Consider the following 23,987-nt stretch of genomic DNA (forward strand, 5'->3'; position numbering starts at 1 on the left):
TTAGGGATGAGTGTCGGAAACATCGGGCTTCGGGATTTGGCACAGGCCCTGCGCCGGGATCGCCAACGCGGAATTAAAGCGCGCGGATAAATTTTGCAGGCCGATCAGCGCGGTTAGCTCGGTTAACGCCTGAGCATCGAACTGCTGCGCCAGCCGGGCGCGCAGCGCGTCATCGACGGCGGGCGGCGTCATGCTCGCCGCTTCGGCATATTCCAGCGCCAACCGTTCGCAATCGCTGAATAATCCGTTATTGCGCCAGTCGTTAACCGCCAATAGTTTTTCGCTGCCGCCGGCGCGCTGCGCCAGTTTCATGCTGGTGATATCAATGCAAAATTCACAGTGACACAGTTGGGCGATACGGGCGCTCACCAACGAGCGTAGCAGCGGATCGAGCGGCGAGCGCCGGCGCTCCAGATATCCGACAAACATCGAAACCAGATAAAACGCCAGCGGGATGCGACCCCACCAGCGGATAGGGCTGAGCACCGCGCCATAATGGCGACGGTGTAGCCATGCCTGCGGGCGCAGGATCAATGGAATCGACGTTAACGGCGGTAGATTCATGGCGATTTCCTGTTGTGATGTGCAACGTATTGCGACCTGGCTATCGCGACTACGATAGCCAAAGCGAACAAAATAGATAAGCCGCTGAGCAGCCAGAACCGCCCCCCCGTCAGCAGGCTTCCGGCCCACGAGTAGACGATAGTCGCCGGTAATTGGCCGACGCCGGTGGCAAACATAAAATGGCGAAAGCGGATTGAGGTTAGCCCAGCGGCATAGCTCACCGGATCGAAAGGGACGAAGGGCAGCAGGCGGCAAACCAGGATGGTGTGCTTGCCGTAGCGCCTAAAAAAGCCATCTACGTTCTGTAATACCGCCTTGCCGGTCAGTTTTTCTACCACTTCACGGCCCAATACGCGGGCAATAAAAAAGCACAGCGCCGCGCCAGCCATCGCGCTGACCCATGACAATACGCCGCCCCACAGTGCGCCGAACAGCGAAGCGTTGGCAAAAGTTATCAAAAACGCCGGCAGCGGCGCGACAATCGCCTGCAGGATCATCAGACCGAAAGAGACCAGTGCCGCCAGCGGGCCATAAGCGTGAATAAAACGCTCCAGCGCCTGCTGATCGAGGGTGGCAAACGCGCTAAGGCTATGTTGCAGAAAGGAGCGTACGCCCGGTATTAACCACCAGCCGACGAGTGCTGCCAGCGCCAGCAGGACGATAGCGCCGCGTGAGAGCCACAGCCGTTTTCTGTTATCCATTTTCATCGCCTACCGCGGATGTTGCGACACTAATGCGTTTATAGCGGCCATAACGCCTGGCGGCCTGAGTTAATACAAATAGCGCCAGGCCGGCGATGCTGAGTTTGCCAATAAAGGCCGGGGTGATGCCATCGCGGGCCAGTTCGCTGGCCATAAAAGTATAAATAAACAATCCCGGCAGGGTGGCGATGGTGGAGATAAACGTAAAGGACCAGAAGGGGATCGCCGTCAGTCCATAGGCATAGTTCTGCAGATTATAAGGGAACAGCGGCACCAGCCTGGTGAAAATCAGAAAATCGCAGCCGCTGCGGGCAATACCGCGCTCGAACGCCTGAAAAACGGCATGGTGACCACAATAGCGCTGCAGCGCTTCGCGCCCCAGCCAGCGGGCCAGCAGGAACGACAGCGATGAGGCGACAGTCGCGGCGATAAGCGACAGTAACGTGCCCAACCAGGGGCCGAATATCATACCGCCGACGATGACCAACGCGCTGCCGGGCATCAGGCACAAGGTGGCGATGATAAACAGCAGGATATAAAGCGCATAACCTGCGCTACCGCTGTGCAGAATAAGTAATTGAAGATCGTGAAGGTGGCTGAACAGTCTCGTCAGCCCGGCGTGATGAACAAGCCATGCCAGCAGGGCAAACAGGAGTACGGCAAACAGCAGTTTATAGCGTGCCTGGTAACGGCTTCTTTTGCATGAGGGGTCTCCTGTCTTCGTTTTGCCCGGCAGGAAACGCCGGGTGCGCGCGACAGTATAGTAAATTGCCGTGAGCGACAATGTATACCGTTCACTTTATTGATTTTGCTCAGGATAGCGGGGCTCCGCGCCGGAGCCCCGGAGAAGAATTATGATTTAAAGGTTGCCCATACCGGCGCATGATCGGAGGGTTTTTCCATGCCGCGGATGTCGTAATCGATGCCGGTTTCGACGCAGCGCTGGGCCAGCGGCGAGCTTGCCAGAAGAAGGTCGATACGCAGACCGCGGTTGTCATCAAAACCTTTAGAGCGGTAATCGAACCATGAGAAGCGCTCATTATTATCCGGGTTGGCGTGACGCCAGGTATCGACCAGGCCCCAGCCCAGCAGACGATCCATCCATTCACGCTCTTCTGGCAGGAACGAACATTTACCCGTGCGCAGCCAGCGCTTGCGGTTCTCTTCGCCGATGCCGATATCAAGGTCGGTAGGGCTAATATTCATATCGCCCATGATAAGCACCGGATTTTCTTTGTTCAGCTCGGTATCGAGGTAGTTCTGCAGATTCTGATAAAACGCCGCCTTTGCCGGGAACTTGGTCTCGTGGTCGCGGCTTTCACCCTGCGGGAAATAGCCGTTAATTACCGTGACATTGCCAAACGGTGAGGGGATTTCCGCCATGATGATGCGACGCTGCGCATCTTCGCCGTCGCCCGGGAAGCCGCGACGCACGGCTATCGGAGTCTCTTTGGTCAGCAGCGCCACGCCGTAATGGCCTTTTTGCCCATGGTAAAAGACGTTGTAGCCCAGCTTCGCCACCTCTTCGAGAGGAAACATATCGTCGTGAACTTTGGTTTCCTGGAGACCGATAACATCGGGCTGATGTTTATCGACGATGGCGGCCAGTTGATGGGGGCGGGCACGCAGGCCGTTGATATTAAAAGAGATGAATTTCATAGTCGCTGCCACTGTGCAAGGTGAATAGTGCAAGGATGTTAGCAGAATTTCATCATGGTGGCTGCCGGCAGGTGGTTAATTCTACCGATTACTGCGGTTGGCGAGCGAATCGCACAAATTATGCACCGTTTTGGCGCATGTCGCGCCAAAAAAGCGCAGATATCTACGATAAATTTCGTAGAGGATCACAATTACAGAATTATATCTTATCGCTGCATAACTTATCGTCTTTTTCCACTATCCAGCGCCGTTTACCTGATAATTATTCACTAGATATGCATTTTTGTTGAATAATTAGTGCCTGTAACTCGTTGATATCACGTGATTGAGCTCAATTTATGCATTTTTGCCTCTGGCTGGCACGATGCGTGCAATCTACATTTACAGCGTAATAACTCATAAATTTTAACATTGTTCTTACTTTTAATTTACCGGAAGAGGTCGATATGTCTCAGTCAATTACGCGTAGCAATTTTGATCAATGGATGATGCCGGTATATGCGCCGGCGGCTTTTATTCCGGTACGCGGCGAAGGTTCACGGTTATGGGATCAGCAGGGGAAAGAGTATATCGATTTTGCCGGCGGTATCGCGGTGAATGCGCTGGGACACGCTAACCCACAGCTAGTAAAAGCGCTGACCGAGCAGGCGGGAAAATTCTGGCATACCGGTAACGGTTACACCAATGAACCGGCGCTGCGCCTTGCCAAACAGCTGATCGACGCCACCTTTGCCGACCGCGTTTTCTTCTGTAACTCCGGCGCCGAAGCCAACGAAGCGGCGCTGAAACTGGCGCGTAAATACGCCCACGATCATTACGGCAGCCACAAAAGCGGCATTGTCGCCTTCAAAAACGCTTTCCACGGGCGCACGTTGTTCACCGTCTCCGCCGGCGGTCAGCCTTCCTATTCGCAGGATTTTGCGCCGCTGCCGCCGCAGATCCAGCATGCTACCTATAACGACCTCGACTCGGCGCGCGCGCTGATTAATGACGACACCTGCGCGGTAATCGTCGAGCCGATGCAGGGCGAGGGCGGCGTGGTGCCGGCGAAAGCGGAATTTTTGCGCGGCCTGCGCGAATTGTGTGACCAGCACAACGCGCTGCTGATTTTTGATGAGGTACAAACCGGCGTCGGGCGTACCGGCGAATTGTATGCCTATATGCACTACGGGGTGACGCCGGATGTCCTGTCGACGGCGAAAGCGCTGGGCGGCGGCTTCCCGATCGGCGCGCTGTTGGCGACGGAGAAATGCGCCAGCGTGATGACCGTCGGCACTCATGGTACGACCTACGGCGGTAACCCACTCGCCACTGCTGTTGCCGGGGAACTGCTGTCTATCGTCAATACCCCGACGCTTTTGAACGGCGTTAAACAGCGTCATCAGTGGTTTAGCGAACGCCTGAGCGCGATTAACGCCAGATACGGCCTGTTCAAGGAAATTCGCGGACTGGGGCTGCTGATTGGCTGCGTACTGAACGACGAATATGCCGGAAAAGCAAAAGCCATTAGTACCCAGGCGGCGGAAGACGGGCTGATGGTATTGATAGCCGGGGCAAACGTCGTTCGCTTCGCCCCGGCCCTTAACGTGAGCGAGGAAGAGGTTAACACCGGTCTCGATCGCTTTGAGCTGGCCTGCCGTCACTTCCTTGCGGGAGTTTCATCATGATGGTGATCCGACCGGTTGAAAAAGCCGATTTGCCGGGGCTGATGGCCCTGGCGGGAGAAACCGGCGGCGGCCTGACGTCGCTGCCGGCGGACGAACCCACTCTGGCTGCCCGCATTGAACGCTCCCAGCGGACCTGGCGCGGCGAACTGCCGAAAAGCGAACAGGGCTATGTCTTTGTGCTGGAAGATAGCGTCAGCGGCGCGGTTGTTGGGATCTGCGCGATTGAAGTCGCCGTTGGCCTCAACGATCCCTGGTACAACTATCGGGTCGGCACCCAGGTACATGCTTCAAAAGAGCTCAATGTTTATCACGCGCTGCCGACGCTGTTCCTTAGCAACGATCACACCGGCTGTAGCGAACTCTGCACGCTGTTTCTCGATCCGGCATGGCGTAAAGAGGGCAACGGCTACCTGTTGTCGAAATCGCGACTGCTGTTTATGGCCGGTTTCCGCGACCACTTTAATGACAAAGTGGTCGCCGAGATGCGCGGCGTGATTGATGAGCATGGTTATTCGCCGTTCTGGGAAAGCCTTGGCAAGCGCTTCTTCGCGATAGAATTTTCCCGCGCCGACTATCTCTCCGGCACCGGTAAAAAAGCGTTTATCGCCGCATTAATGCCAAAACATCCGTTATATATCGACTTTCTCTCCGATGAAGCGCGGGCGGTCATCGGCCAGGTTCATCCGCAAACGGCGCCTGCGCGTGCGGTACTGGAAAAAGAAGGCTTCCGTTTTAACAACTACATCGACATTTTTGACGGCGGCCCGACGCTGGAGTGCGAAATTGACCGGGTGCGGGCGATACGCAAAAGCCGCCTGCTGACGGTGGAGGAAGGGCAACCTGCGCCGGGAGAGTGGCCGCAGTGTCTGGTCACCAACGAGCAGTATCAGCAGTTCCGCGCCATCCTGGTCCATGCCGACCCGGATAGCGAAACGTTGCTGCTGAGCGCGCGTGAGCTGGATACGCTGAAATGCCACCCAGGCGACCGCGTACGGATGGTCCGCCTGATCCCCGAGGAGAAAGCATCATGAGTTTATGGATTAACGGCGAATGGCAAAACGGGCGCGGCCCGCAGCGCAGTAAATATAACCCGGTCAACCAGGCGCTGCTGTGGCAGGGGAATGACGCCGACGCCGGGCAGGTCGCGCAGGCGGTTAGCGCCGCGCGTCAGGCTTTTCCCGCCTGGGCCCGCCTGCCATTTAGCGCGCGTCAGGCGATCGTCGAGAAGTTTGCGGCGCTGCTGGAAGCGAACAAAAGCCAGCTGACGGCGATTATTGCCGCCGAGACCGGTAAACCACGCTGGGAGGCGGCCACGGAAATTACCGCCATGATAAATAAGGTGGCGATCTCGGTGCGCGCCTATCATAGCCGCACCGGCGAGAGCGAGACGGCGATGGCCGACGGCGCCGCCACCCTGCGCCACCGTCCCCACGGGGTACTGGCAGTATTCGGGCCTTATAATTTCCCGGGCCATTTACCCAACGGACATATTGTACCGGCGCTACTCGCTGGTAATACCATCGTCTTTAAACCCAGCGAGCTTACGCCGCAAAGCGGCGAAGCGGTGGTTAAGCTGTGGGCGGAGGCGGGCTTACCCGCTGGAGTCGTGAATCTACTGCAGGGCGGCCGGGAGACCGGCGAGGCGCTGAGCGGGCAGGCGGATATCGACGGTCTCTTGTTCACCGGCAGTTCCGCGACCGGCTTCCAACTGCACCGTCAACTGGCCGGGCAGCCGCAAAAAATCCTCGCCCTCGAAATGGGCGGTAACAACCCGCTGATTGTTGACGAACCGCAGGATATTGACGCTGCGGTCCACCTGACAATTCAGTCGGCGTTTATCACCGCCGGGCAGCGCTGCACCTGCGCGCGCCGTCTGTTGGTGAAGCGCGGCGCGACGGGCGATGCGTTTTTACAGCGTTTAGTGACGGTGTCACAACGTCTTATTCCCGACGAGTGGGATGCGGAGCCGCAGCCGTTCCTGGGCGGACTGGTATCGCCGCAGGCCGCGCAAAAGGTGCATCAGGCCTGGCTTGGGCACGTGGCGAGCGGCGGACAGACGTTACTGGAGCCGCGCCTGCTGCGCGACGGTACCTCGCTGCTGACGCCGGGGATCATCGACATGAGCAACGTGCAGCAGGTGGCGGATGAAGAAGTTTTTGGCCCGCTGTTATGCGTGTGGCGCTATGACAATTTCGAGCAAGCGATCGCGATGGCTAACGCCACCCGGTTTGGTCTCTCCTGCGGGTTGATTTCCGCCGAGCGCGATAAGTTCGAGCGCCTGTTGCTGGAGGCCCGCGCCGGGATCGTCAACTGGAACAAGCCGCTCACCGGCGCTGCCAGTACCGCGCCGTTTGGCGGAACCGGCGCCTCGGGAAATCATCGTCCAGGCGCCTGGTACGCCGCCGATTATTGCGCCTGGCCGATGGCCAGCCTGGAATCCGCCGAACTGACGCTACCGGAGACGCTCAGTCCGGGGCTGGATTTTTCATCGCAGGCAAGTTGATGAAAGTTCGGGGGGCCGGGATGCTCGGCCCTGCGAGTTTTCCTCGATCCGTTTCAGTAATAAAGGAGGCGTCGTGGACGACTTTCTGGCACTAACTCTGGCGGGGCGCTGGCCGCATCATTTTCATGGCGAAACCGCCCATTTTCGTTGGCACTGGATCGATTGCGGCATCCTGCTGCTGACCCCGCATGCGCGCTGCGAACGTTCACTGGTACTCTCCTGCGGTATTCACGGCAATGAAACCGCGCCGGTGGAGATAGTCAACGCTTTGCTTCAGCAGTTGTTTAGCGGCGAACTCCCGCTGCGCTGGCGTGTGTTGGTGATATTCGGCAACCCGCCGGCGCTGCGGCAAAATAAACGCTATCTCGATAGCGATATGAACCGCATGTTCGGCGAACGCTGGCGCAAGTTCGCGCCCAGTGGTGAAACGGTGCGGGCGCGGCAGTTGGAAAGCGCTGTGACGCGTTTTTTTAGCGATAGCCATGGCGTGCGCTGGCACCTGGATATGCATACCGCTATTCGCGGCTCGCTGCATCCGCGCTTTGGCGTGTTGCCGGCACGCGAGGAGCCGTGGGGCGAAGATTTTCTCAGCTGGCTTGGCGCGGCCGGGCTGGAGGCGCTGGTGTTCCATCAACAACCGGCGGGAACCTTTACCCACTTTAGCTGCGAACGTTTTGCCGCGCTGGCCTGTACGCTGGAGTTGGGCAAAGCGCTGCCTTTTGGCGACAACGATTTAACCCAGTTCTCAGCGACGCAGCGGGCGTTAAGCAGGCTGTTGGTGGGCGATTTGGCGGTGGAAGAAACGACTGCCCCGCTGCGCTACCGGGTGGTGCAGCAGATCACGCGCCACAGCGACCAGTTCCAGTTGCATATGTCGGGGGAGACGCTCAATTTTACACCGTTCAGCGCCGGGACGCTGTTGGCTGAGGATGGCGAAACGCGCTATGTCGTCGAAAAGGCGCAGGAGTACGTGCTGTTTCCCAACCCCGGCGTGGCGCCAGGGCTACGGGCTGGGCTGATGCTGGAACGGTTGTAATTTCCTTTCTTAACTATTCACAGCCGTTGTTGTTCGCGGTTGTGAATATCGAGTGAAATATGGCTGCGCACCGATCTTATTTATTTGTGCCATTGGCATTGTTTGCGGATTATTCCTGGTTAAATGCTTTGTTTTTAATCTCCACTGTTTTATAATCTTCATAGTTTCTTTATAAAACAGCCTGTTATTTATTTTTTGTTGCATATCCATCCTCATTTTCCTTATTTTCTCCACAATTGGTGAGAAAATGTTTTTTACACTTTCATTGTTTTACGCTTGCACTGACTAATTGACGATAAAGCGCGTAAAGTTAATCTCGTCAACACGGCAATGCGCCGTCAGAATAACTGATAGTAAGGACATAACCATGAAGAAGATTACTGCTCTGTTTGTTGCCTCTACTCTGGCTCTGGGTGCTGCTAACCTGGCTCACGCGGCCGATACCACCGCTACCACCCAAACTGATAGCAAACCGATGATGCACCATAAAGGTATGCCGGGTCATCACGATATGATGTTCAAAGACCTGAACCTGACCGATGCGCAAAAACAGCAGGTTCGTGACATCATGAAAAGCCAACGCCAGAACATGAAACGTCCGTCACTTGACGAACGTCGCGCCATGCACGATCTGATCGCCAGCGATACTTTCGACAAAGCGAAAGCCAGCGCGCAGATCGACAAAATGGAAGCGCAGCATAAAGAGATGATGCTTTCCCGCATGGAAACCCAGAACAAGATTTACAACATCCTGACGCCGGAACAGAAAAAACAGTTCAATGCGAATTTTGAGAAGCATCTGACAGAACGTAAAGCGCCGGAAGGTAAAATGCCTGTACCTGCTGAGTAACTCAGCGCGAAGAATGAAGACCGCCGGTCTTGCCCAATCATTGCCAGTAAGGCTTTGGGCAGGGCCGGCGGTTTTTTACGTTTACGATATCATTAGCCAAGCGGGTGCAGCTGATACTCACCGCTGAGCAAAGGCTTACAAAGGATCTTGTAGCCATCGTGATCGAAACCGGCTGGCAGTGCGGTGAGTTCAGCAGCTTGCGCCAGCGAATCCACCGCGCCCAGCCACAGCCAGTTATGAATGATGTGGTACTGGACCATATCCGGACCGCGCTCCTCCAGCGCCACCGGACCCGCCCACGGCCAGCACACCAGCTGAAGCTTACTCATCTGCGCCAGCAGCCGCTGGTTATGATCTTCGACGCGCTCTCTACCGCAGCAGGCGCCGGCGCAGCGCCCCAGCGCGGAACGAAAACAGGCGCGCCCGCGACTCAGCGGTTCCAGCCCCAGAATGCCGTAACACAGACGGTGCTCATCGGCGATGGTTTGCAGCGCCTGTAATGCCGCGCGGCGGTTAGCGAAGAGGCCGTACAGGTGCTGCTGATGGGAGAAATCGACTTCTCGCGCATACACAACTTGCGGTTTACCCGCCTCCAGCAGCCAGGAGCAGAGCTGCTTATTACGCCGCAGTCGTTTATTAAACAGCGGCTGCTGTTCTTTAATTAACCGCGCTTCAAGTAACAGCGCGCCTAATTCCCCGGCGGTCCGCTGCCAGCTGATGCGCCGCGCCTGGCGCAGCATGGAGGCTTCATCAGCGGTACGCAAATGCGACAGCACCCGGCTGCGGATATTCACGCTCTTACCGATATAAAGCGGCAGCGTCTCGCTTTCCCCATGGAACTGATACACCCCTGGCAGCTTTGGCAAGGCCTCAAGCCATGGACGTAAGTGTTCGGGGTACTCATAGATTGCCGCCGCTTCAAATTCCAGACGCGGGGCAGATTGTTTTCTGGCCACAACAACTCCTGATACTGTTTATGTATCCAGTATAGCAGGCGAGTTTTACGGCGAAAAGAACAAAAAATAACCCCGGCGCTGGCCGGGGTGCAGGGGAGTAGTTACTTCTTCCAGAAATCGTCGAAGACGGTAATCGGCGGGCGGCGCTTATGCTCGGTTTTCAGATACCAGCCTTCGATGGTTTTGGCGATGTTCTCGTCCAGGGTTTTACCTTCCAGATAGTCATCAATGTTTTCGTAGGTCACGCCCAGCGCGACTTCATCCGGCAGAGAAGGGCGGTCATCTTCGAGGTCGGCGGTCGGCTGCTTCATATAAAGGTGCTCAGGACAGCCCAACTGCGCCAGTAGCTGTTTGCCCTGACGTTTATTGAGACGGAAGATAGGATTAATGTCGGTACCGCCATCGCCGTATTTGGTAAAGAAGCCGGTGATCGCTTCTGCGGCATGATCTGTTCCCACGACCACGCCTTTGGTCATGCCGGCGATACTGTATTGGGCTTTCATTCGCTCACGGGCTTTCTCGTTGCCGCGAACAAAATCGCTCAGCTCAATACCCGCTTCTCGCAACGCCTGCTCGCTGGCCAGCACCGCGCCTTTAATATTGACGGTCAGCACGCGGTCGGGCTGGATAAATTCGATGGCATCCTGGCAATCCTGCTCATCGGCCTGGACGCCATAAGGCAGGCGCACGGCGATAAATTGCAGGCTGCGATCGCCGCTTTCGGCACGCAGCTCATCGATCGCCATCTGGCATAGTTTGCCGGTAAGGGTCGAATCCTGGCCGCCGCTAATGCCGAGCACCAGTGATTTAATGAACGGGTAGGTCTGCAGATAGGATTTCAGGAAATCCACGCTGCGGCGAATTTCGCCTTCGACATCAATCTGCGGCTTCGCGCCCAGCGCCTGAATAATTTGTTGTTGAAGCGTCATTACGCCCTCCGGAAAGTGAGCCTGTATGGCAACCAGCATGGTCTAAAACTACCTCTTTGCTGCTGAAACGACAAGGCTGGTACCGCTGACTGACGGAAAAGAAGGCAACCAATGGCATAGCATTTAATTATGGTGCGGAAGGTAGTTGGAAGTAGAGTGCGCTGCGCCGCTGTTTTTTTGCACATATCTGGTTACCAGAAAAGTTCTGAATTTACATGAATTCGACGTTTGGCTTGAAAAATAACGCTTTTTATTCCAGGCTTAAAACACGCCGATTACATAATGAGGACGGAATATGAACAAAAAATTAGCAGGATTGATGGGCGCAGCGGCAGTATTAACCATGCTGGCGGGGTGTACGGCCTATGACCGCACCAAAGACCAGTTCACACAGCCAGTTGTTAAGGATGTCAAAAAAGGCATGACCCGCAGCCAGGTTATGCAGATTGCCGGTAAACCGTCGTCTGAAGTCACCATGATCCACGCACGCGGAACTTGCCAGACTTATATCCTGGGTCAACGGGATGGTAAAATTGAAACCTACTTCGTCGCGCTGGACGACACCGGTCACGTGATGAACTCCGGCTACCAGACCTGCGCCGAGTACGACACCGATCCGCGTAACAGCAAATAACTACGCGTCACAAGCTGAGAGCTACGAAAGCCCGACCATTGGTCGGGCTTTTTTATGGCGGCTAATGCTTATTTAATTGCGCGAATTATTTGGGGGAAATGTGAGGGTAGTCAAAACGCGAGGTCAATGAGAGACAATTCTGTTCAACAGGGAATTATCCTGCCGCCAAATGTTGCCGTATACTCAATGCATAAACAAAACTAACCGAAAGTTACCAGTCTTACCGGCTCTCAGCCATTGCTGAGGCCCTGGTCCTACAAATTGAGGAAGCGTTCATGGAAAAGAAACATATCTATCTGTTCTGCTCGGCTGGCATGTCCACTTCATTGCTGGTCTCCAAAATGCGTGCCCAGGCAGAAAAATATGAAGTCCCGGTAATTATTGAAGCGTATCCTGAAACGCTGGCCGGTGAAAAAGGGCCGGAAGCTGATGTCGTATTATTAGGGCCACAAATTGCGTATATGCTGCCGGAAATCCAACGTTTGCTGCCCAACAAGCCGGTAGAGGTCATTGACTCCATTCTGTACGGTAAAGTTGATGGCTTAGGTGTATTGAAAGCGGCCGTCGCGGCCATTAAGAAAGCTGCTGCACAATAATTTTATTTTTTAAACTCGCGATATTCTGGCGTCTGGTAGTTAATTAATACTAGCCGCCACTATATTCAACAGTTTATTTTCCCGTCAAAGAGTAATTTCATACATCATCGCCGTAATATTTTATTGCGGCTTTTAAGGGTATTGACTATGAGTAAAGTGATCGATTCGCTTGAAAAGGTACTCCTTCCTTTTGCTGTTAAAATAGGAAAGCAACCGCACATTAATGCGATTAAAAACGGCTTTATTAAATTAATGCCGCTGACCCTCGCCGGGGCCATGTTCGTATTAATCAACAACGTTTTTCTGAGCTTTGGTGAAGGTTCTTTCTTTTATTCAATGGGGATTCGCCTGGATGCCTCCACCATTGAAACCTTAAACGGCTTTAAAGCCATCGGCGGTAATGTCTATAACGGTACGTTGGGTATTATGTCGCTGATGGCGCCGTTCTTTATCGGCGCCGCGCTGGCCGAAGAGCGTAAAGTCGACCCCATGGCTGCCGGTCTGCTGGCGGTCGCCGCCTTTATGACCGTCACGCCTTATAGCGTAGGTGAAGCCTACGCCGTTGGCGCCAACTGGCTCGGCGGGCAGAACATTATCTCCGGGATGATTATCGGCCTGGTGGTGGCGGAACTGTTCACCTTTGTCATTCGTCGCAACTGGGTCATTAAACTGCCGGATAGCGTGCCGTCATCGGTATCGCGTTCCTTCTCGGCGCTGATCCCGGGCTTCCTGATTTTGTCGGTCTTCGGCATTATTTCGTGGATTCTGTCAAACTACGGCAGCAACTTCCATCAGATCATCATGGACTCCATCTCCACGCCGCTGGCGGCGATGGGCAGCGTCGTTGGCTGGGCGTACGTAATCTTTAACTCCCTGCTGTGGTTCTTCGGGGTGCACGGTTCGCTGGCGCTGACCGCGCTGGATAACGGCATTATGACGCCGTGGGCGCTGGAAAACATCGCGCTGTATAACCAGTATGGTTCTGTCGACGCGGCCATCGAAGCCGGCAAACAGTTCCACTTCTGGGCGAAGCCGATGCTCGACTCCTACATCCTGCTGGGTGGTTCCGGTGCGACGCTGGGTCTGATTATCGCCATCTTCATCGCTTCTCGCCGCGCCGATCATCGTCAGGTCGCTAAGCTGGCGCTGCCGTCAGGCATCTTCCAGATTAACGAACCGATTCTGTTCGGTCTGCCGATCATCATGAACCCGGTCATGTTCATCCCGTTCGTTCTGGTCCAACCGATTCTGGCCGCGATTACGCTGGCCGCTTATAGTCTGGGCATTATCCCACCGGTGACCAACCTGGCCCCGTGGACGATGCCAACCGGTTTGGGCGCTTTCTTTAACAGTAACGGTAGCGTTGCTGCCCTGCTGGTCGCGCTCTTCAACCTTTGTGTCGCTACTGCCGTGTACCTGCCGTTCGTCATCCTGTCGAACAAAGCGCAGAGCACCATCGAGCAGGAAGAAAGCGAAGAAGATATTGCTAACGCACTGAAATTCTGATGTCTAGCGGTACGGGCTCTTCCCGTACCGCCTGAGAAACGAGGGAAATATTATGTTTGATCTGGATAACATCGACGCGGTAGAAACCCCGGAAAATGACCTCGAAGAGGTGGTGATGGGGCTGATTATCAACTCCGGACAGGCGCGTAGCCTGGCCTATGCGGCGCTGAAGCAGGCGAAGCAGGGGGATTTTGCCGCCGCGAAATCGATGATGGAGCAATCGCGGATGGCGCTGAGCGAAGCGCATCGCGTCCAGACCCAGCTTATTGAAAGCGATGAAGGCGAGGGCAAGATGAAGGTGAGTCTGGTGCTGGTTCATGCGCAGGATCATCTGATGACCTCAATGCTGGCCCGTGAACTGGTGGCCGAATTGATCGAGCTGCACGAGAAGGTACAATAGGCTATCCGAACGATGAGGCAGCCGAAGATGATGACCACCGAGATCAGTACCGCCAGGGAACAACAGCTCTTCAACGGGAAAAACTTTCATGTGGTCATCTATAACAAAACGGAGAGTGTGAGCGGGCTTCACCAGCATGATTACTACGAGTTCACTATCGTTTTAACCGGGCGCTATTATCAGGAAATTAATGGCAAGCGGGTGTTGCTGGAGCGCGGGGACTTTGTCTTTATCCCAATGGGGTCGCACCATCAGAGCTTTTACGAGTTTGGTGCGACGCGCATTCTTAACGTTGGCATCAGCAGACGCTTCTTTGAGAAACATTATCTGCCGCTGCTGCCGTTCGGTCTGGTCGCCTCTCAGGTCTATGCGGTGCAAAGCGCCTTTCTCAGTTATATCGAGTCGGTTATTGCTTCACTGAATTTTCGCGAGACTGAATTTGACGAGTTTATTGAACTGGTCTCGTTTTACACCATTAACCGCTTACGTCATTATCGTGAAGAGCCCGTTGAAGATGTGATTCCTCACTGGCTGAAAAATACCGTAGAGGATATGCACGATAAAAACAAATTTGGCGAAAGCGCGCTGGAAAATATGGTGCAATTGTCCGGGAAAACGCAAGAATATTTAACCCGGGCGACCCAGCGCTATTATGGTAAGACGCCGATGCAGATCATTAATGATATCCGCATCAATTTCGCGAAAAAACAGCTGGAAATTACCAACTATTCGGTCACTGATATTGCGTATGAATCAGGATATAGCAGCCCAAGTCTGTTTATTAAAACATTCAAAAAGCTGACTTCCTTTACGCCAAGCAGTTATCGCAAACAGCTGACCAATATTAATTAACTCGCAGCGGAATTTACCGCGCGGTTTATTCATTCAAGTTAACTGTCCGCATTTATGCGGAGAGCGGTCTACGTCTACGCGTAGCGCCTAAGGGAGAAAGATATGAGCCAGAAATTAAAAGTCGTGACTATCGGCGGCGGCAGCAGCTATACCCCGGAATTACTGGAAGGTTTCCTCAAACGCTATCATGAGCTGCCGGTAACGGAACTGTGGCTGGTGGACGTGGAAGAAGGGCAGGAGAAGCTCGATATCATCCATGCGCTGTGCCAGCGGATGGTAGAAAAAGCCGGCGTGCCGATGAAAGTCTACAAAACGCTGGATCGCCGCGCGGCGCTGGAAGGGGCGGATTTCGTCACCACGCAGCTACGCGTTGGCCAGCTGAAAGCGCGTGAAAAAGATGAACGTATCCCGCTAAGCCATGGCTATCTTGGCCAGGAAACCAACGGTGCGGGCGGTCTGTTTAAAGGCCTGCGTACCATCCCGGTGATTTTCGATATTGTCAAAGATGTGCAGGAAATTTGCCCCGATGCGTGGATCATTAACTTTACCAACCCGGCGGGTATGGTCACCGAGGCGGTATATCGCCACACCAATTTCAAACGCTTTATCGGCGTGTGCAACATTCCAATCGGTATGAAGATGTTTATTACCGATGTGCTGCAGCTGAGCCCGAGCGATGAACTGAATATCGATCTGTTCGGCCTTAACCACCTGGTGTTCGTTCGCGATGTGCTGGTCAACGGCGTGTCGCGCTTCGATGAACTGCTGGACGGCGTGGCTTCTGGCCGCCTGACCGCGAACTCGGTGAAAAACATCTTCGACCTGCCGTTTAGCGAAGGGTTGATTCGCTCACTGCGCCTGATCCCATGCTCGTATCTGCTTTATTACTTCAAGCCGAAAGAGATGCTGGCGATTGAGATGGGCGAGTACTATAAAGGCGGCGCGCGCGCTCAGGTCGTACAGAAGGTTGAAAAACAGCTGTTTGAACTGTACAAAAATCCGGATCTGAACATTAAGCCGAAGGAGCTTGAGCAGCGAGGCGGCGCTTACTACTCTGATGCCGCCTGCGAGGTGATTAACGCCATTTACAATGATAAGCAGGCCGAGCACTATGTGAATATTCCGCACCATGGCCACGTTGATAATATTCCGGCCGACTGGGCGGTAGAAATGACCTGTACGCTGGGCCGCGATGGCGCGAAACCCACGCCGCGAATCACGCATTTTGATGAAAAAGTGCTGGGGCTGATTTATACCATCAAAGGCTTTGAAGTGGCGGCCAGCCAGGCGGCAATAAGCGGTGAGCTCAATGATGTGCTGCTGGCGCTCAATTTAAGCCCGTTGATTCATTCGGATCGTGATGCCGAGCAGCTGGCGCGGGAGATGATCCTCGCCCATGAGAAGTGGCTGCCGAACTTTGCAGCCACTATCGAAAAACTGAAACAGTAACGGGGGCGGCCGATGGAACGCGTATTGATCGTTAACGCCGATGATTATGGCCTGAGCAAAGGGCAGAACTACGGTATTATCGAAGCCTGCAGGAACGGACTGGTGACGTCGACCACGGCGTTGGTCAACGGCGCGGCTATCGGCCACGCCGCCCAGTTGAGTCGCAGCCTGCCCGAGCTGGCGGTGGGCATGCACTTTGTGTTGACGCTGGGCGAGCCATTATCGGCGATGCCGGGGTTAACCCGCGACGGGCGGTTAGGCAAATGGATTTGGCAGATGGCGGAAGAGGACAGCCTGCCGCTGGATGAGATCGCCCATGAACTGGAGTGTCAGTACCGGCGTTTTATCGAACTGTTTGGTTGCGAACCGACCCATATCGACAGCCACCACCACGTGCATATGATCGCGCAGATCTACCCCATCGTCGCCGCTTTTGCGCGCGAAAAGGGTGTCGCTTTGCGTATCGACCGCCAGGTGGCGGCGCTGAATGGCCTCGATCAGGATGCGGCGCGCAGTAGCGATGGCTTCAGCAGCGAATTTTACGGTGAAGCGGTTTCACAAGCGCTGTTCCTGCAGACGCTGGATGCATCGCTCGAACGGCAGGAAAACTCGCTGGAAGTGATGTGTCATCCGGCATTTGTCGATAACACCATTATGGGCAGCGCTTACTGCTATCCGCGGCTGACCGAACTGGACGTGCTGACGTCCGGCGAACTGAAGTACGCTATTGCGGAACGCGGCTACCGGCTCGGAAACTATCGCGACGTATAAAGAGAGGAAAGCCCGGCAGCCATGAACTGCCGGGCTTTTTATTATGCGGGTATGGCCGCAACTTTACTGCTTCTTGACCAGACGCGATGCGCGGCCAGTAGCGTCAGCAGCTTATCAACGCTAAGCGTATTAATCGCGTCGCATTCGATAACCCCTTCTTCACCCGCAGCGGGCACCTGTAGCAGCGAACTAAACTGCCGCGCATCGCCCGCCAGTAAAATAGGCTTCAGATGCTTATAAGCTTCCAGCAGATAGTAGCGGGCATCTCCGTTATCGCTGATGCTGCTCAGATCGCCGCCGGGAACGATAACCGCATCAACCGTCAACGATGGCGAGCCGGCGAAGGTTCCGGCGATCGGTAGCTGCGATCCATCATCGGCGCTGACTTCGCCCATACGCGAATAGAGCAGTTTGCTGTGGACGCCTCTGGCCTGCAGCGCTTGCAACAGGTTGAGTACATCCTGCGCGCAGGTTTTCTCGTTGAGTAATACCGCGACAATTCGTCCTTTTACGTCGCCATCGCCATCAGCGTAAAGACTGAGGGTTGGATCTTTCTCCACGCCGTTAACCGGCGCTGGCGGGGCAATATTCCTCTGCTCATCACTGAGTTCGATACCGAGATTGTTGGCTACCGCTTCCGCCAGCCCGATATCAATATGCGCCAGATGATCGACCACCCGCTCGCGGATCCAGACTCTGACCACTTTGCTCAGCTCAAAACTAAAGCCGCCGATAATGTGCTGCTGCTCAATCGGCGTCTGGCTGAGCCAGAACAGGCGAGGCTGGGCGTAGTACTCGCCGAAGGAGGGACTACGGTTACGGATTTTCTCGCCATCAACGCGTTCCGCCAGTGATTCAAAGCCGCCGCGTTTCGGCGCCGGCGGCGTTTCGCGAGGCCAGTTATCGTTGATAGAGTTGGGCTCATAGTTTGCTGGATTGGTATCAATCTCCATTCGGTGCATGCCGTCACGCTGGAAATTATGATACGGGCAGGTAGGGCGGTTAATCGGAATTTCGTGGAAATTTGGCCCGCCGAGGCGGCTAATTTGCGTATCGGTATAGGAGAAGAGTCGCCCTTGCAGCAGCGGGTCGTTACTAAAATCGATACCCGGCACGATATGACCTGGATGGAATGCCGCCTGTTCGTTCTCAGCGAAGAAGTTGTCGGGGTTACGGTTAAGCACCATTTTGCCGACTCGTTGCACGGGCACCAGCGCTTCCGGAATGAGTTTGGTCGGATCCAGCAGATCGAAGTCGAAATCGAACTCGTTTTCCTCAGGAATTAACTGCAGGCCGAGCTCAAACTCCGGATAATCGCCAGCCTCGATGGCTTCCCATAGGTCGCGGCGATGAAAATCCGGGTCGCGGCCGGTCAATTTCTGCGCCTCATCCCACACCAGGGATGCTTTACCGGCCACCGGCTTCCAGTGGAAGCGCACAAAGGTAGCCTTGCCTTCGGCGTTAATCAGGCGGAAGGTATGAATGCCGAAACCTTCCATCGTGCGATAGCTGCGCGGCAAGCCGCGGTCGGACATGGCCCACATCACGTTATGCAATGTTTCCGGCTGCAGCGAAACATAGTCCCAGAAGGTGTCATGGGCGCTTTGTCCCTGCGGAATTGCCCAGTGCGGTTCGGGTTTCACCGCATGGACAAAGTCGGGAAATTTAATCGCATCCTGGATAAAGAAAATCGGCGTGTTGTTGCCCACCAGGTCGAAAATGCCCTCTTCGGTATAGAATTTGGTGGCAAAGCCGCGGATATCACGCACGGTATCGGCCGAGCCCGCGCCGCCCTGAACGGTGGAGAAGCGGACAAAAACGGGGGTGATTTTTTCCGGCGCGGACAGAAAATCGGCTTTGGTAATCTCTTTCAGGCTTTTGTAAGGCTGGAAATAGCCGTGCGCGGCGGAACCGCGAGCATGAACGATACGCTCGGGAATGCGTTCATGGTCAAAGTGGGTAATTTTCTCACGCAGGATAAAATCTTCCAGCAACGTTGGTCCGCGGTTGCCGGCGCGTAACGAGTTTTGATCGTCGGCGATGCGTACCCCCTGATTGGTGGTCAGCGGGAAGTTTTCGCCGCCTTTACGCTGCGGCTCAAGCGTATCTAATTTTATGCTGTGAGTATCCGGCGCTTTCAGGCTGCCGGGCGACGTCGGCTGCTCCCCGGGCGCGGTTGGCTGGGGAGTAGGGCGCCATTCGCGGTCTTCGGGTGCCAGTGAATCAAGGCCCGGTTTTGCTTCATCGCTATCGTGTACCGGAGCCTGTCGGCTGTGTGGGTCGTGGTGTTTTTCTGACATCTGCTCGTCTCCTGCTTTCATTGCTAAAAGTGGTCGTTGCTAAACCAAAACCCTTCTAACTATAGAACATTGTTCTGGGTTCTCCGGGCAGAAACGAATAGAGTTATCCTAAAATGCGCATTAGCGGAGGAGGGGCGACGAAAAGGGGGGCGATCGGCTATGATAGGGGTTTATGTTCCCGCTTTGCTTAGTGAATCCATCTGTTATGAAAACATTGCGCCAACAAAATCGCCCTGTCATTAGCTACGTGCCGCGCGTCGAGCCTGCGCCGCCGGATCATGCCGTTAAAATGGACCATTTTCGCGATGTCTGGATATTGCGGGGCAAGTACGTCGCCTTTGTACTGATGGGCGAGCGTTTCCGCCGTTCACCGGCGTTCACCGTGCCGGAATCGGCGCAGCGTTGGGCTAATCAGATACGCCAGGAAGGTGAAATAGAGGCATAACCTCGCGGGTAAAATAAAAAAGCCGCTGAAATTCAGCGGCTTTTTTGTGGCTGTTAACGTTAGCGATGCGCCAGTTCGGCGTCTTCTTCGCTATCGAGGATGGCTTTATCCGTCTGGCGCAGCCACTGGCTGGTCAGCGTGCCGGCGGTCATTGAACCGTTAACGTTAAGGGCGGTACGGCCCATATCAATCAGCGGCTCGACGGAAATCAGCAGCGCGACCAGCGTGACCGGCAGACCCATCGCCGGCAGCACGATCAAGGCTGCGAAGGTCGCGCCGCCACCAACGCCGGCTACGCCCGCGGAGCTTACGGTGACGATACCCACGAGGGTGGCAATCCACATTGGATCCAGCGGGTTGATGCCAACGGTTGGCGCTACCATTACCGCCAGCATCGCCGGATAGATACCGGCGCAGCCGTTCTGACCAATCGTCGCGCCAAATGAGGCGGAGAAGCTGGCAATAGATTCCGGCACGCCCAGACGGCGCGTCTGCGCTTCCACGTTCAGCGGAATAGACGCCGCGCTGGAACGGCTGGTGAAAGCGAAGGTAATCACCGGCCAGACTTTACGGAAATACTTCAGCGGACTGACGCCATTGACGGCTAACAGCAGACCGTGTACCACAAACATGATCCCCAGCGCGATGTAAGAGGCCACCACGAAACCGCCGAGCTTGATGATGTCATGCAGGTTGGAACCGGCAACCACTTTGGTCATCAGTGCCAGTACGCCGTACGGGGTCAACTGCATCACCAGACGCACCAGCTTCATCACCCAGCCCTGCAGCGTGTCGATGGCGGTCAGGACGCGTTGGCCTTTCTCCACATCGTCTTTCAGCAGTTTCAGCGCCGCGACGCCAAGGAACGCCGAGAAGATAACGATGCTGATGATAGAAGTCGGGTTAGCGCCGGTCAGATCGGCAAACGGGTTTTTCGGCACAAACGACAGGATCAGCTGCGGAACGCTCAGATCTGATACTTTACCGACATAGTTGCTCTGGATGGCGTTCAGACGAGCGGTTTCCGCGCTGCCTTGCACCAGGCCTTCAGCGGTGAGGCCAAACAGGTTGGTCACCAACACGCCGACCAGCGCGGCGATTAGGGTGGTGAACAGCAGCGTACCGATGCTCAGGAAACTGATTTTCCCCAGCTGTGATGCATTGTGCAGGCGCGCCACCGCGCTCAAAATGGAGGCGAAGACCAGCGGCATAACGATCATCTGCAGCAGTTGTACATAGCCGTTACCGACGATATTGAACCACTGAATAGAATCTTTCAGAACCTGGCTGTCGGAGCCGTAAACCAGCTGCAGGCCAAGACCAAAGATAACGCCGATAACGAGACCGACCAGTACTTTTTTAGCGAGGCTCCACTGTTTGTGGCGGGTTTGAGCCAGCGCAAACAGTAAAACCGCGAACACGACAACGTTCGCTATTAATGGAAAATTCATCCCCGTTCTCCTGATATCTTGTTACCTGGGTTGGTCTGAAACCAACTCTTATGGCGCCAAGAGTAGCAGAAGGCCTTATTGCTTTCTTATACTCAAATGGAATGGGTTATAACCAAAAAATCATTTAGCGTATTTATCGTTCAGCCTGATGGTTAATAAAACGATTAAAGGTTATTTGCAGCGAATTAATCATATTTGATGACCAGCGCACGGCGCTATTTTCGGCCATGCTTTGCGGCATCCAGACGGCGTAAATGAACAGCGCCATGCACAGCGCGCGCTCGAGCTGATTGCCTTTGCGCGGCGCGAGGATCGGCAGGCGGAACCGCCAGCGACAAGGCCACAGCAGCGGTACGCCGGCCGGGGTGAGCATATCGGCGAGTATATGGCTGAGGTAGCCAAGCACTAAACCCTGCAGCGCATCGGCCGGGATTATCCAGCTCTCCGGCACTTTTAGATAGAACAGCGCCAGCGCGCCGAATACCGCCAGCAGGCTGTGGGTAAAGCCCCGGTGGCCAAAGGCGCGGGCTACCGGTTTTGAGACCCAGCTTAAACGCTGCCCGAGGAAAGATTTAGGATGGTCGATATCGGGCAGCAGGCAGGTCAGCACGGCGGAAGGAACGATATGCCACCAGTCCCCCTGCGCCAGCACGGGGGTTAATTCTGCATTTTTTGCAAATACCGCACAGGCGATAGAAAAGAAGAGGTGGCCTTCCGCCGTCATGATAAAAACCCTAAACTGTCAATTCATACAGTATAGGGTTTTTATACAGTATACGGAAGAGGTGACGGTGTAACTCTTTGTCACAAGGTTGACATATTTTGACGACATTAATGCCAGCGCAAGTCGTTTAGCCGCGCAGGTCTGCTACCGTCAGCTGCTGCAGAGACGCCAGTTTCACATCGGCCAGTACGAAGCGCGGATCGCGGCTGTTTTCTGCTTCCGGAACCACAATCGAGCGCATCCGCGCCGCTTTGCTGGCAATCATGCCGTTAACAGAATCCTCCAGCGCCACGCAGGACATTGGCGCGACGCCAAGCTTTGCGGCGCAATCAAGATAGACCTGGGGATGCGGTTTGCTGTAAGGCAGATGTTCGGCTGAGGCCAGCGCGTCGAACTGGTCGCGAAGTTCAAACATTTCCAGCACTTTTTCCAGCATATGCAGCGGCGACGCGGAGGCGAGGCCGATTTTTAGTCCTTCGGCCTTACACAACGCCACGGCTTCACGCACGCCGGGCAGCAACGGCCGTGACTCCTCGACCAGCTGAATGGCCCGGCGGATAATACTGGCGGTTACCTCCGCGCGGTCCGGGCCGCGCCAGGGCTGTTGTGCAAACCATAAATCGACCACCAGGTCGATGCGCAGCCCCAGCAGGTCAGGTAATTCATCACGGCGGCTAATATCCACTCCGAGGCTTTCCAGTACCTCCAGCTCTGCGCGGTCCCATAGCGGCTCTGAATCGATAAGCAGGCCATCCATATCGAAAATAGCGGCAAGAATCTGACGCTTTGCTGACATAAGTTCCTCTCCATTGGCGTAAGTAGATAACGAAATTGTCCATATGGTATATCATACCGCGCTGAAGCAGGCGAAATTCGCTGCGGAAGATAGACTTATACCTGACTCTATGTCGGCATGGAGAGTCTGGCGTTTTAAACAAGGGGAACTCATGACGTATCAACAAGCTGGACGCATTGCGGTCATTAAACGCATTTTGGGATGGGTCATCTTCATTCCAGCCGTGCTGTCTACGCTGATTTCCGTACTGAAGTTTATGTACGAGCATAGCGAAAAGAAACCGGGTATTGATGCGGTGATGATGGATTTCGCCCACCTGATGATTGAGATGGTGCGTTTCAATACGCCGTTCCTGAATTTCTTCTGGTACAACTCGCCGCTGCCGGAGTTCAAACATGCGTTGAACATCGGTTTCTGGATTATCTACGCGCTGGTGTTTGTCGGTATGGCGTTGCAGGCTTCCGGCGCGCGGATGGCCCGCCAGGCGAAGTTTCTACGCGAAGGCGTGGAAGATCAGTTGATTCTGGAACAGGCTAAAGGCGCGGAAGGCCTGTCGCGCGAACAGCTTGCCGAACGTATTGTCGTTCCGCGTCATACTATTCTGAAGCAGTATTTCACGCTTTACGTGCTGCCGATTGTGGTGATTGTGATCGGTTATATTTTCTTCTCGCTGCTTGGCTTTCTTTAAGCAGAAGATCTGCCCGGCAAGCCGGGCAATGCCTTACTCGGCAGGCAGCGCTCGCGGCTTGCCTTCATTGTCTACCGCCACATAAATAAACAGGGCTTCCGTCGCCTTATAACGCTGGCCCAGAGGTTCCGTCGATACTTTTTTCACCCATACCTCAATATTAATAGTGATCGAGGTGTTGCCGCGCTTTACGCAGCGGGCATAGCAGCACACAACATCGCCAACGGCGACCGGGCGTAAAAAAGTCATACCATCAACACGGACAGTCACAACGCGGCCGCGGGCAATCTCTTTGGCCATAATCGCGCCGCCGATATCCATCTGCGACATCAGCCAGCCGCCAAAAATATCGCCGTTCGCGTTGGTATCCGCCGGCATGGCCAGGGTGCGTAAAACCAATTCGCCCTTCGGGGCGAGATCTGTTGTTGTCATTCTATACTCTGTACTAGTCAAAGGAGATCAGGCGCGATGCTACTATGAAAACGGCGCAGAGAGAATAGGGGAATACGC

26 protein-coding genes and 1 pseudogene are annotated in these 23,987 nt (G+C 54.9%); 15 read left to right on the plus strand and 12 right to left on the minus strand.

Annotation, left to right across the window (positions count from 1 at the left end):
* From PGR23_RS03870 to xthA, 4 genes are all read right to left on the minus strand, one after another.
* Complete coding sequence (locus PGR23_RS03870) at positions 1–564, minus strand: carboxymuconolactone decarboxylase family protein (protein ID WP_047077939.1); 564 nt, start codon at positions 562–564, stop codon at positions 1–3.
* Positions 561–1,271, minus strand: a complete 711-nt coding sequence (locus tag PGR23_RS03875) for a TVP38/TMEM64 family protein (RefSeq protein WP_396279604.1) — start codon at positions 1,269–1,271, stop codon at positions 561–563. Before PGR23_RS03875 ends, PGR23_RS03870 begins: the two co-directional genes overlap by 4 nt.
* Positions 1,258–1,878, minus strand: a complete 621-nt coding sequence (locus PGR23_RS03880) for a TVP38/TMEM64 family protein (RefSeq protein WP_161801924.1) — start codon at positions 1,876–1,878, stop codon at positions 1,258–1,260. The genes PGR23_RS03875 and PGR23_RS03880 overlap by 14 nt, the downstream gene beginning before the upstream one ends.
* Before the next feature lie 239 nt (positions 1,879–2,117).
* Positions 2,118–2,924 (minus strand): exodeoxyribonuclease III, encoded by an 807-nt coding sequence (gene xthA / locus PGR23_RS03885; RefSeq protein WP_315710841.1) that lies wholly within the window; start codon positions 2,922–2,924, stop codon positions 2,118–2,120.
* A 446-nt stretch (positions 2,925–3,370) separates the two neighbouring features.
* On the opposite strand from xthA, the gene astC reads away from it, so the two are divergent.
* The 4 genes from astC to astE all read left to right on the plus strand — a co-directional run bounded on the left by astC (position 3,371) and on the right by astE (position 8,130).
* On the plus strand, positions 3,371–4,591 hold the full coding sequence (gene astC / locus PGR23_RS03890; RefSeq protein ID WP_047045085.1) for a succinylornithine/acetylornithine transaminase: 1,221 nt from the start codon (positions 3,371–3,373) through the stop codon (positions 4,589–4,591).
* Complete coding sequence (gene astA, locus PGR23_RS03895) at positions 4,588–5,622, plus strand: arginine N-succinyltransferase (RefSeq protein WP_032711851.1); 1,035 nt, start codon at positions 4,588–4,590, stop codon at positions 5,620–5,622. The genes astC and astA overlap by 4 nt, the downstream gene beginning before the upstream one ends.
* A complete protein-coding gene (astD, locus tag PGR23_RS03900; RefSeq protein WP_045393248.1) occupies positions 5,619–7,094 on the plus strand; it encodes a succinylglutamate-semialdehyde dehydrogenase in 1,476 nt (491 codons plus the stop codon). Before astA ends, astD begins: the two co-directional genes overlap by 4 nt.
* A gap of 73 nt (positions 7,095–7,167) precedes the next feature.
* Positions 7,168–8,130: a succinylglutamate desuccinylase gene (astE, locus tag PGR23_RS03905; RefSeq protein WP_047045078.1), complete on the plus strand. Its 963-nt coding sequence runs from the start codon at positions 7,168–7,170 to the stop codon at positions 8,128–8,130.
* A gap of 9 nt (positions 8,131–8,139) precedes the next feature.
* On the opposite strand, the gene PGR23_RS03910 is transcribed toward astE, so the two are convergent.
* Complete coding sequence (locus PGR23_RS03910) at positions 8,140–8,340, minus strand: hypothetical protein (protein ID WP_155960284.1); 201 nt, start codon at positions 8,338–8,340, stop codon at positions 8,140–8,142.
* Between the two features lie 157 nt (positions 8,341–8,497).
* Here PGR23_RS03910 and spy point away from each other — a divergent pair, with 157 nt between their 5' ends.
* The gene (gene spy, locus PGR23_RS03915; protein ID WP_045393240.1) at positions 8,498–8,980 is read left to right on the plus strand and encodes an ATP-independent periplasmic protein-refolding chaperone Spy; all 483 of its coding nucleotides are present in this window, start codon (positions 8,498–8,500) and stop codon (positions 8,978–8,980) included.
* A gap of 92 nt (positions 8,981–9,072) precedes the next feature.
* Here spy and cho read toward each other — a convergent pair whose 3' ends face one another.
* Positions 9,073–9,936: an excinuclease Cho gene (gene cho / locus PGR23_RS03920; RefSeq protein ID WP_047077942.1), complete on the minus strand. Its 864-nt coding sequence runs from the start codon at positions 9,934–9,936 to the stop codon at positions 9,073–9,075.
* 101 nt (positions 9,937–10,037) lie between these two features.
* Complete coding sequence (gene nadE, locus PGR23_RS03925; RefSeq protein ID WP_045393234.1) at positions 10,038–10,865, minus strand: ammonia-dependent NAD(+) synthetase; 828 nt, start codon at positions 10,863–10,865, stop codon at positions 10,038–10,040.
* 295 nt (positions 10,866–11,160) lie between these two features.
* Between nadE and osmE the strand changes: the two genes are divergently transcribed.
* From osmE to chbG, 8 genes and pseudogenes are all read left to right on the plus strand, one after another.
* Positions 11,161–11,499 carry an osmotically-inducible lipoprotein OsmE gene (gene osmE, locus PGR23_RS03930; RefSeq protein ID WP_396279605.1) on the plus strand — a complete coding sequence of 113 codons (339 nt, stop codon included), beginning with the start codon at positions 11,161–11,163 and terminating at the stop codon, positions 11,497–11,499.
* Between the two features lie 275 nt (positions 11,500–11,774).
* Complete coding sequence (chbB, locus tag PGR23_RS03935) at positions 11,775–12,095, plus strand: PTS N,N'-diacetylchitobiose transporter subunit IIB (protein WP_015366183.1); 321 nt, start codon at positions 11,775–11,777, stop codon at positions 12,093–12,095.
* 70 nt (positions 12,096–12,165) lie between these two features.
* Positions 12,166–12,231: pseudogene (locus PGR23_RS03940) on the plus strand (hypothetical protein); the annotation flags it as partial.
* An 11-nt stretch (positions 12,232–12,242) separates the two neighbouring features.
* Positions 12,243–13,601, plus strand: coding sequence for a PTS N,N'-diacetylchitobiose transporter subunit IIC (chbC, locus tag PGR23_RS03945; RefSeq protein WP_015366184.1), 1,359 nt, complete (start codon positions 12,243–12,245; stop codon positions 13,599–13,601).
* A gap of 52 nt (positions 13,602–13,653) precedes the next feature.
* A complete protein-coding gene (chbA, locus tag PGR23_RS03950; protein WP_015366185.1) occupies positions 13,654–14,001 on the plus strand; it encodes a PTS N,N'-diacetylchitobiose transporter subunit IIA in 348 nt (115 codons plus the stop codon).
* Between the two features lie 12 nt (positions 14,002–14,013).
* Positions 14,014–14,853, plus strand: a complete 840-nt coding sequence (gene chbR, locus PGR23_RS03955) for a transcriptional regulator ChbR (RefSeq protein ID WP_045393229.1) — start codon at positions 14,014–14,016, stop codon at positions 14,851–14,853.
* 102 nt (positions 14,854–14,955) lie between these two features.
* On the plus strand, positions 14,956–16,302 hold the full coding sequence (locus tag PGR23_RS03960) for a 6-phospho-beta-glucosidase (RefSeq protein WP_045374759.1): 1,347 nt from the start codon (positions 14,956–14,958) through the stop codon (positions 16,300–16,302).
* A 12-nt stretch (positions 16,303–16,314) separates the two neighbouring features.
* Entirely contained in the window at positions 16,315–17,073 is a 759-nt protein-coding gene (chbG, locus tag PGR23_RS03965) for a chitin disaccharide deacetylase (protein ID WP_047045065.1), read from the plus strand.
* Between the two features lie 41 nt (positions 17,074–17,114).
* On the opposite strand, the gene katE is transcribed toward chbG, so the two are convergent.
* The gene (katE, locus tag PGR23_RS03970; RefSeq protein ID WP_315710828.1) at positions 17,115–19,373 is read right to left on the minus strand and encodes a catalase HPII; all 2,259 of its coding nucleotides are present in this window, start codon (positions 19,371–19,373) and stop codon (positions 17,115–17,117) included.
* Positions 19,374–19,545: 172 nt separating this feature from the next.
* Here katE and cedA point away from each other — a divergent pair, with 172 nt between their 5' ends.
* On the plus strand, positions 19,546–19,818 hold the full coding sequence (gene cedA / locus PGR23_RS03975) for a cell division activator CedA (protein WP_072047989.1): 273 nt from the start codon (positions 19,546–19,548) through the stop codon (positions 19,816–19,818).
* A gap of 59 nt (positions 19,819–19,877) precedes the next feature.
* Here cedA and PGR23_RS03980 read toward each other — a convergent pair whose 3' ends face one another.
* The 3 genes from PGR23_RS03980 to hxpB form a co-directional block, all read right to left on the minus strand.
* A complete protein-coding gene (locus PGR23_RS03980) occupies positions 19,878–21,269 on the minus strand; it encodes an L-cystine transporter (RefSeq protein WP_015366191.1) in 1,392 nt (463 codons plus the stop codon).
* Positions 21,270–21,402: 133 nt separating this feature from the next.
* The gene (locus tag PGR23_RS03985; RefSeq protein ID WP_015705758.1) at positions 21,403–21,993 is read right to left on the minus strand and encodes a metal-dependent hydrolase; all 591 of its coding nucleotides are present in this window, start codon (positions 21,991–21,993) and stop codon (positions 21,403–21,405) included.
* A 127-nt stretch (positions 21,994–22,120) separates the two neighbouring features.
* Entirely contained in the window at positions 22,121–22,789 is a 669-nt protein-coding gene (gene hxpB, locus PGR23_RS03990) for a hexitol phosphatase HxpB (RefSeq protein WP_045393217.1), read from the minus strand.
* Between the two features lie 151 nt (positions 22,790–22,940).
* Here hxpB and PGR23_RS03995 point away from each other — a divergent pair, with 151 nt between their 5' ends.
* Positions 22,941–23,477, plus strand: coding sequence for a YniB family protein (locus tag PGR23_RS03995; protein ID WP_047045057.1), 537 nt, complete (start codon positions 22,941–22,943; stop codon positions 23,475–23,477).
* 33 nt (positions 23,478–23,510) lie between these two features.
* Here PGR23_RS03995 and yciA read toward each other — a convergent pair whose 3' ends face one another.
* The gene (gene yciA, locus PGR23_RS04000; protein WP_015705756.1) at positions 23,511–23,909 is read right to left on the minus strand and encodes an acyl-CoA thioester hydrolase YciA; all 399 of its coding nucleotides are present in this window, start codon (positions 23,907–23,909) and stop codon (positions 23,511–23,513) included.
* Between the last annotated feature and the right edge of the window lie 78 nt (positions 23,910–23,987).

This window comes from Klebsiella sp. 141162 (assembly GCF_050600755.1).
GTDB classification, from domain to species: Bacteria; Pseudomonadota; Gammaproteobacteria; order Enterobacterales; family Enterobacteriaceae; genus Klebsiella; species Klebsiella aerogenes.

Excerpts from the sequence above, each read along its gene's own strand:
- chbC (WP_015366184.1), top strand. The coding sequence starts at position 12,243 with ATGAGTAAAGTGATCGATTCGCTTGAAAAGGTACTCCTTCCTTTTGCT.
- astC (WP_047045085.1), top strand. The coding sequence starts at position 3,371 with ATGTCTCAGTCAATTACGCGTAGCAATTTTGATCAATGGATGATGCCG.
- PGR23_RS03910 (WP_155960284.1), bottom strand. The coding sequence starts at position 8,340 with ATGGATATGCAACAAAAAATAAATAACAGGCTGTTTTATAAAGAAACT.
- PGR23_RS03870 (WP_047077939.1), bottom strand. The coding sequence starts at position 564 with ATGAATCTACCGCCGTTAACGTCGATTCCATTGATCCTGCGCCCGCAG.
- chbR (WP_045393229.1), top strand. The coding sequence starts at position 14,014 with ATGAGGCAGCCGAAGATGATGACCACCGAGATCAGTACCGCCAGGGAA.
- astD (WP_045393248.1), top strand. The coding sequence starts at position 5,619 with ATGAGTTTATGGATTAACGGCGAATGGCAAAACGGGCGCGGCCCGCAG.
- chbA (WP_015366185.1), top strand. The coding sequence starts at position 13,654 with ATGTTTGATCTGGATAACATCGACGCGGTAGAAACCCCGGAAAATGAC.
- nadE (WP_045393234.1), bottom strand. The coding sequence starts at position 10,865 with ATGACGCTTCAACAACAAATTATTCAGGCGCTGGGCGCGAAGCCGCAG.
- spy (WP_045393240.1), top strand. The coding sequence starts at position 8,498 with ATGAAGAAGATTACTGCTCTGTTTGTTGCCTCTACTCTGGCTCTGGGT.
- chbB (WP_015366183.1), top strand. The coding sequence starts at position 11,775 with ATGGAAAAGAAACATATCTATCTGTTCTGCTCGGCTGGCATGTCCACT.
- xthA (WP_315710841.1), bottom strand. The coding sequence starts at position 2,924 with ATGAAATTCATCTCTTTTAATATCAACGGCCTGCGTGCCCGCCCCCAT.
- cedA (WP_072047989.1), top strand. The coding sequence starts at position 19,546 with ATGTTCCCGCTTTGCTTAGTGAATCCATCTGTTATGAAAACATTGCGC.
- yciA (WP_015705756.1), bottom strand. The coding sequence starts at position 23,909 with ATGACAACAACAGATCTCGCCCCGAAGGGCGAATTGGTTTTACGCACC.
- osmE (WP_396279605.1), top strand. The coding sequence starts at position 11,161 with ATGAACAAAAAATTAGCAGGATTGATGGGCGCAGCGGCAGTATTAACC.
- chbG (WP_047045065.1), top strand. The coding sequence starts at position 16,315 with ATGGAACGCGTATTGATCGTTAACGCCGATGATTATGGCCTGAGCAAA.
- PGR23_RS03980 (WP_015366191.1), bottom strand. The coding sequence starts at position 21,269 with ATGAATTTTCCATTAATAGCGAACGTTGTCGTGTTCGCGGTTTTACTG.
- PGR23_RS03960 (WP_045374759.1), top strand. The coding sequence starts at position 14,956 with ATGAGCCAGAAATTAAAAGTCGTGACTATCGGCGGCGGCAGCAGCTAT.
- PGR23_RS03985 (WP_015705758.1), bottom strand. The coding sequence starts at position 21,993 with ATGACGGCGGAAGGCCACCTCTTCTTTTCTATCGCCTGTGCGGTATTT.
- PGR23_RS03875 (WP_396279604.1), bottom strand. The coding sequence starts at position 1,271 with ATGAAAATGGATAACAGAAAACGGCTGTGGCTCTCACGCGGCGCTATC.
- PGR23_RS03995 (WP_047045057.1), top strand. The coding sequence starts at position 22,941 with ATGACGTATCAACAAGCTGGACGCATTGCGGTCATTAAACGCATTTTG.
- astA (WP_032711851.1), top strand. The coding sequence starts at position 4,588 with ATGATGGTGATCCGACCGGTTGAAAAAGCCGATTTGCCGGGGCTGATG.
- hxpB (WP_045393217.1), bottom strand. The coding sequence starts at position 22,789 with ATGTCAGCAAAGCGTCAGATTCTTGCCGCTATTTTCGATATGGATGGC.
- katE (WP_315710828.1), bottom strand. The coding sequence starts at position 19,373 with ATGTCAGAAAAACACCACGACCCACACAGCCGACAGGCTCCGGTACAC.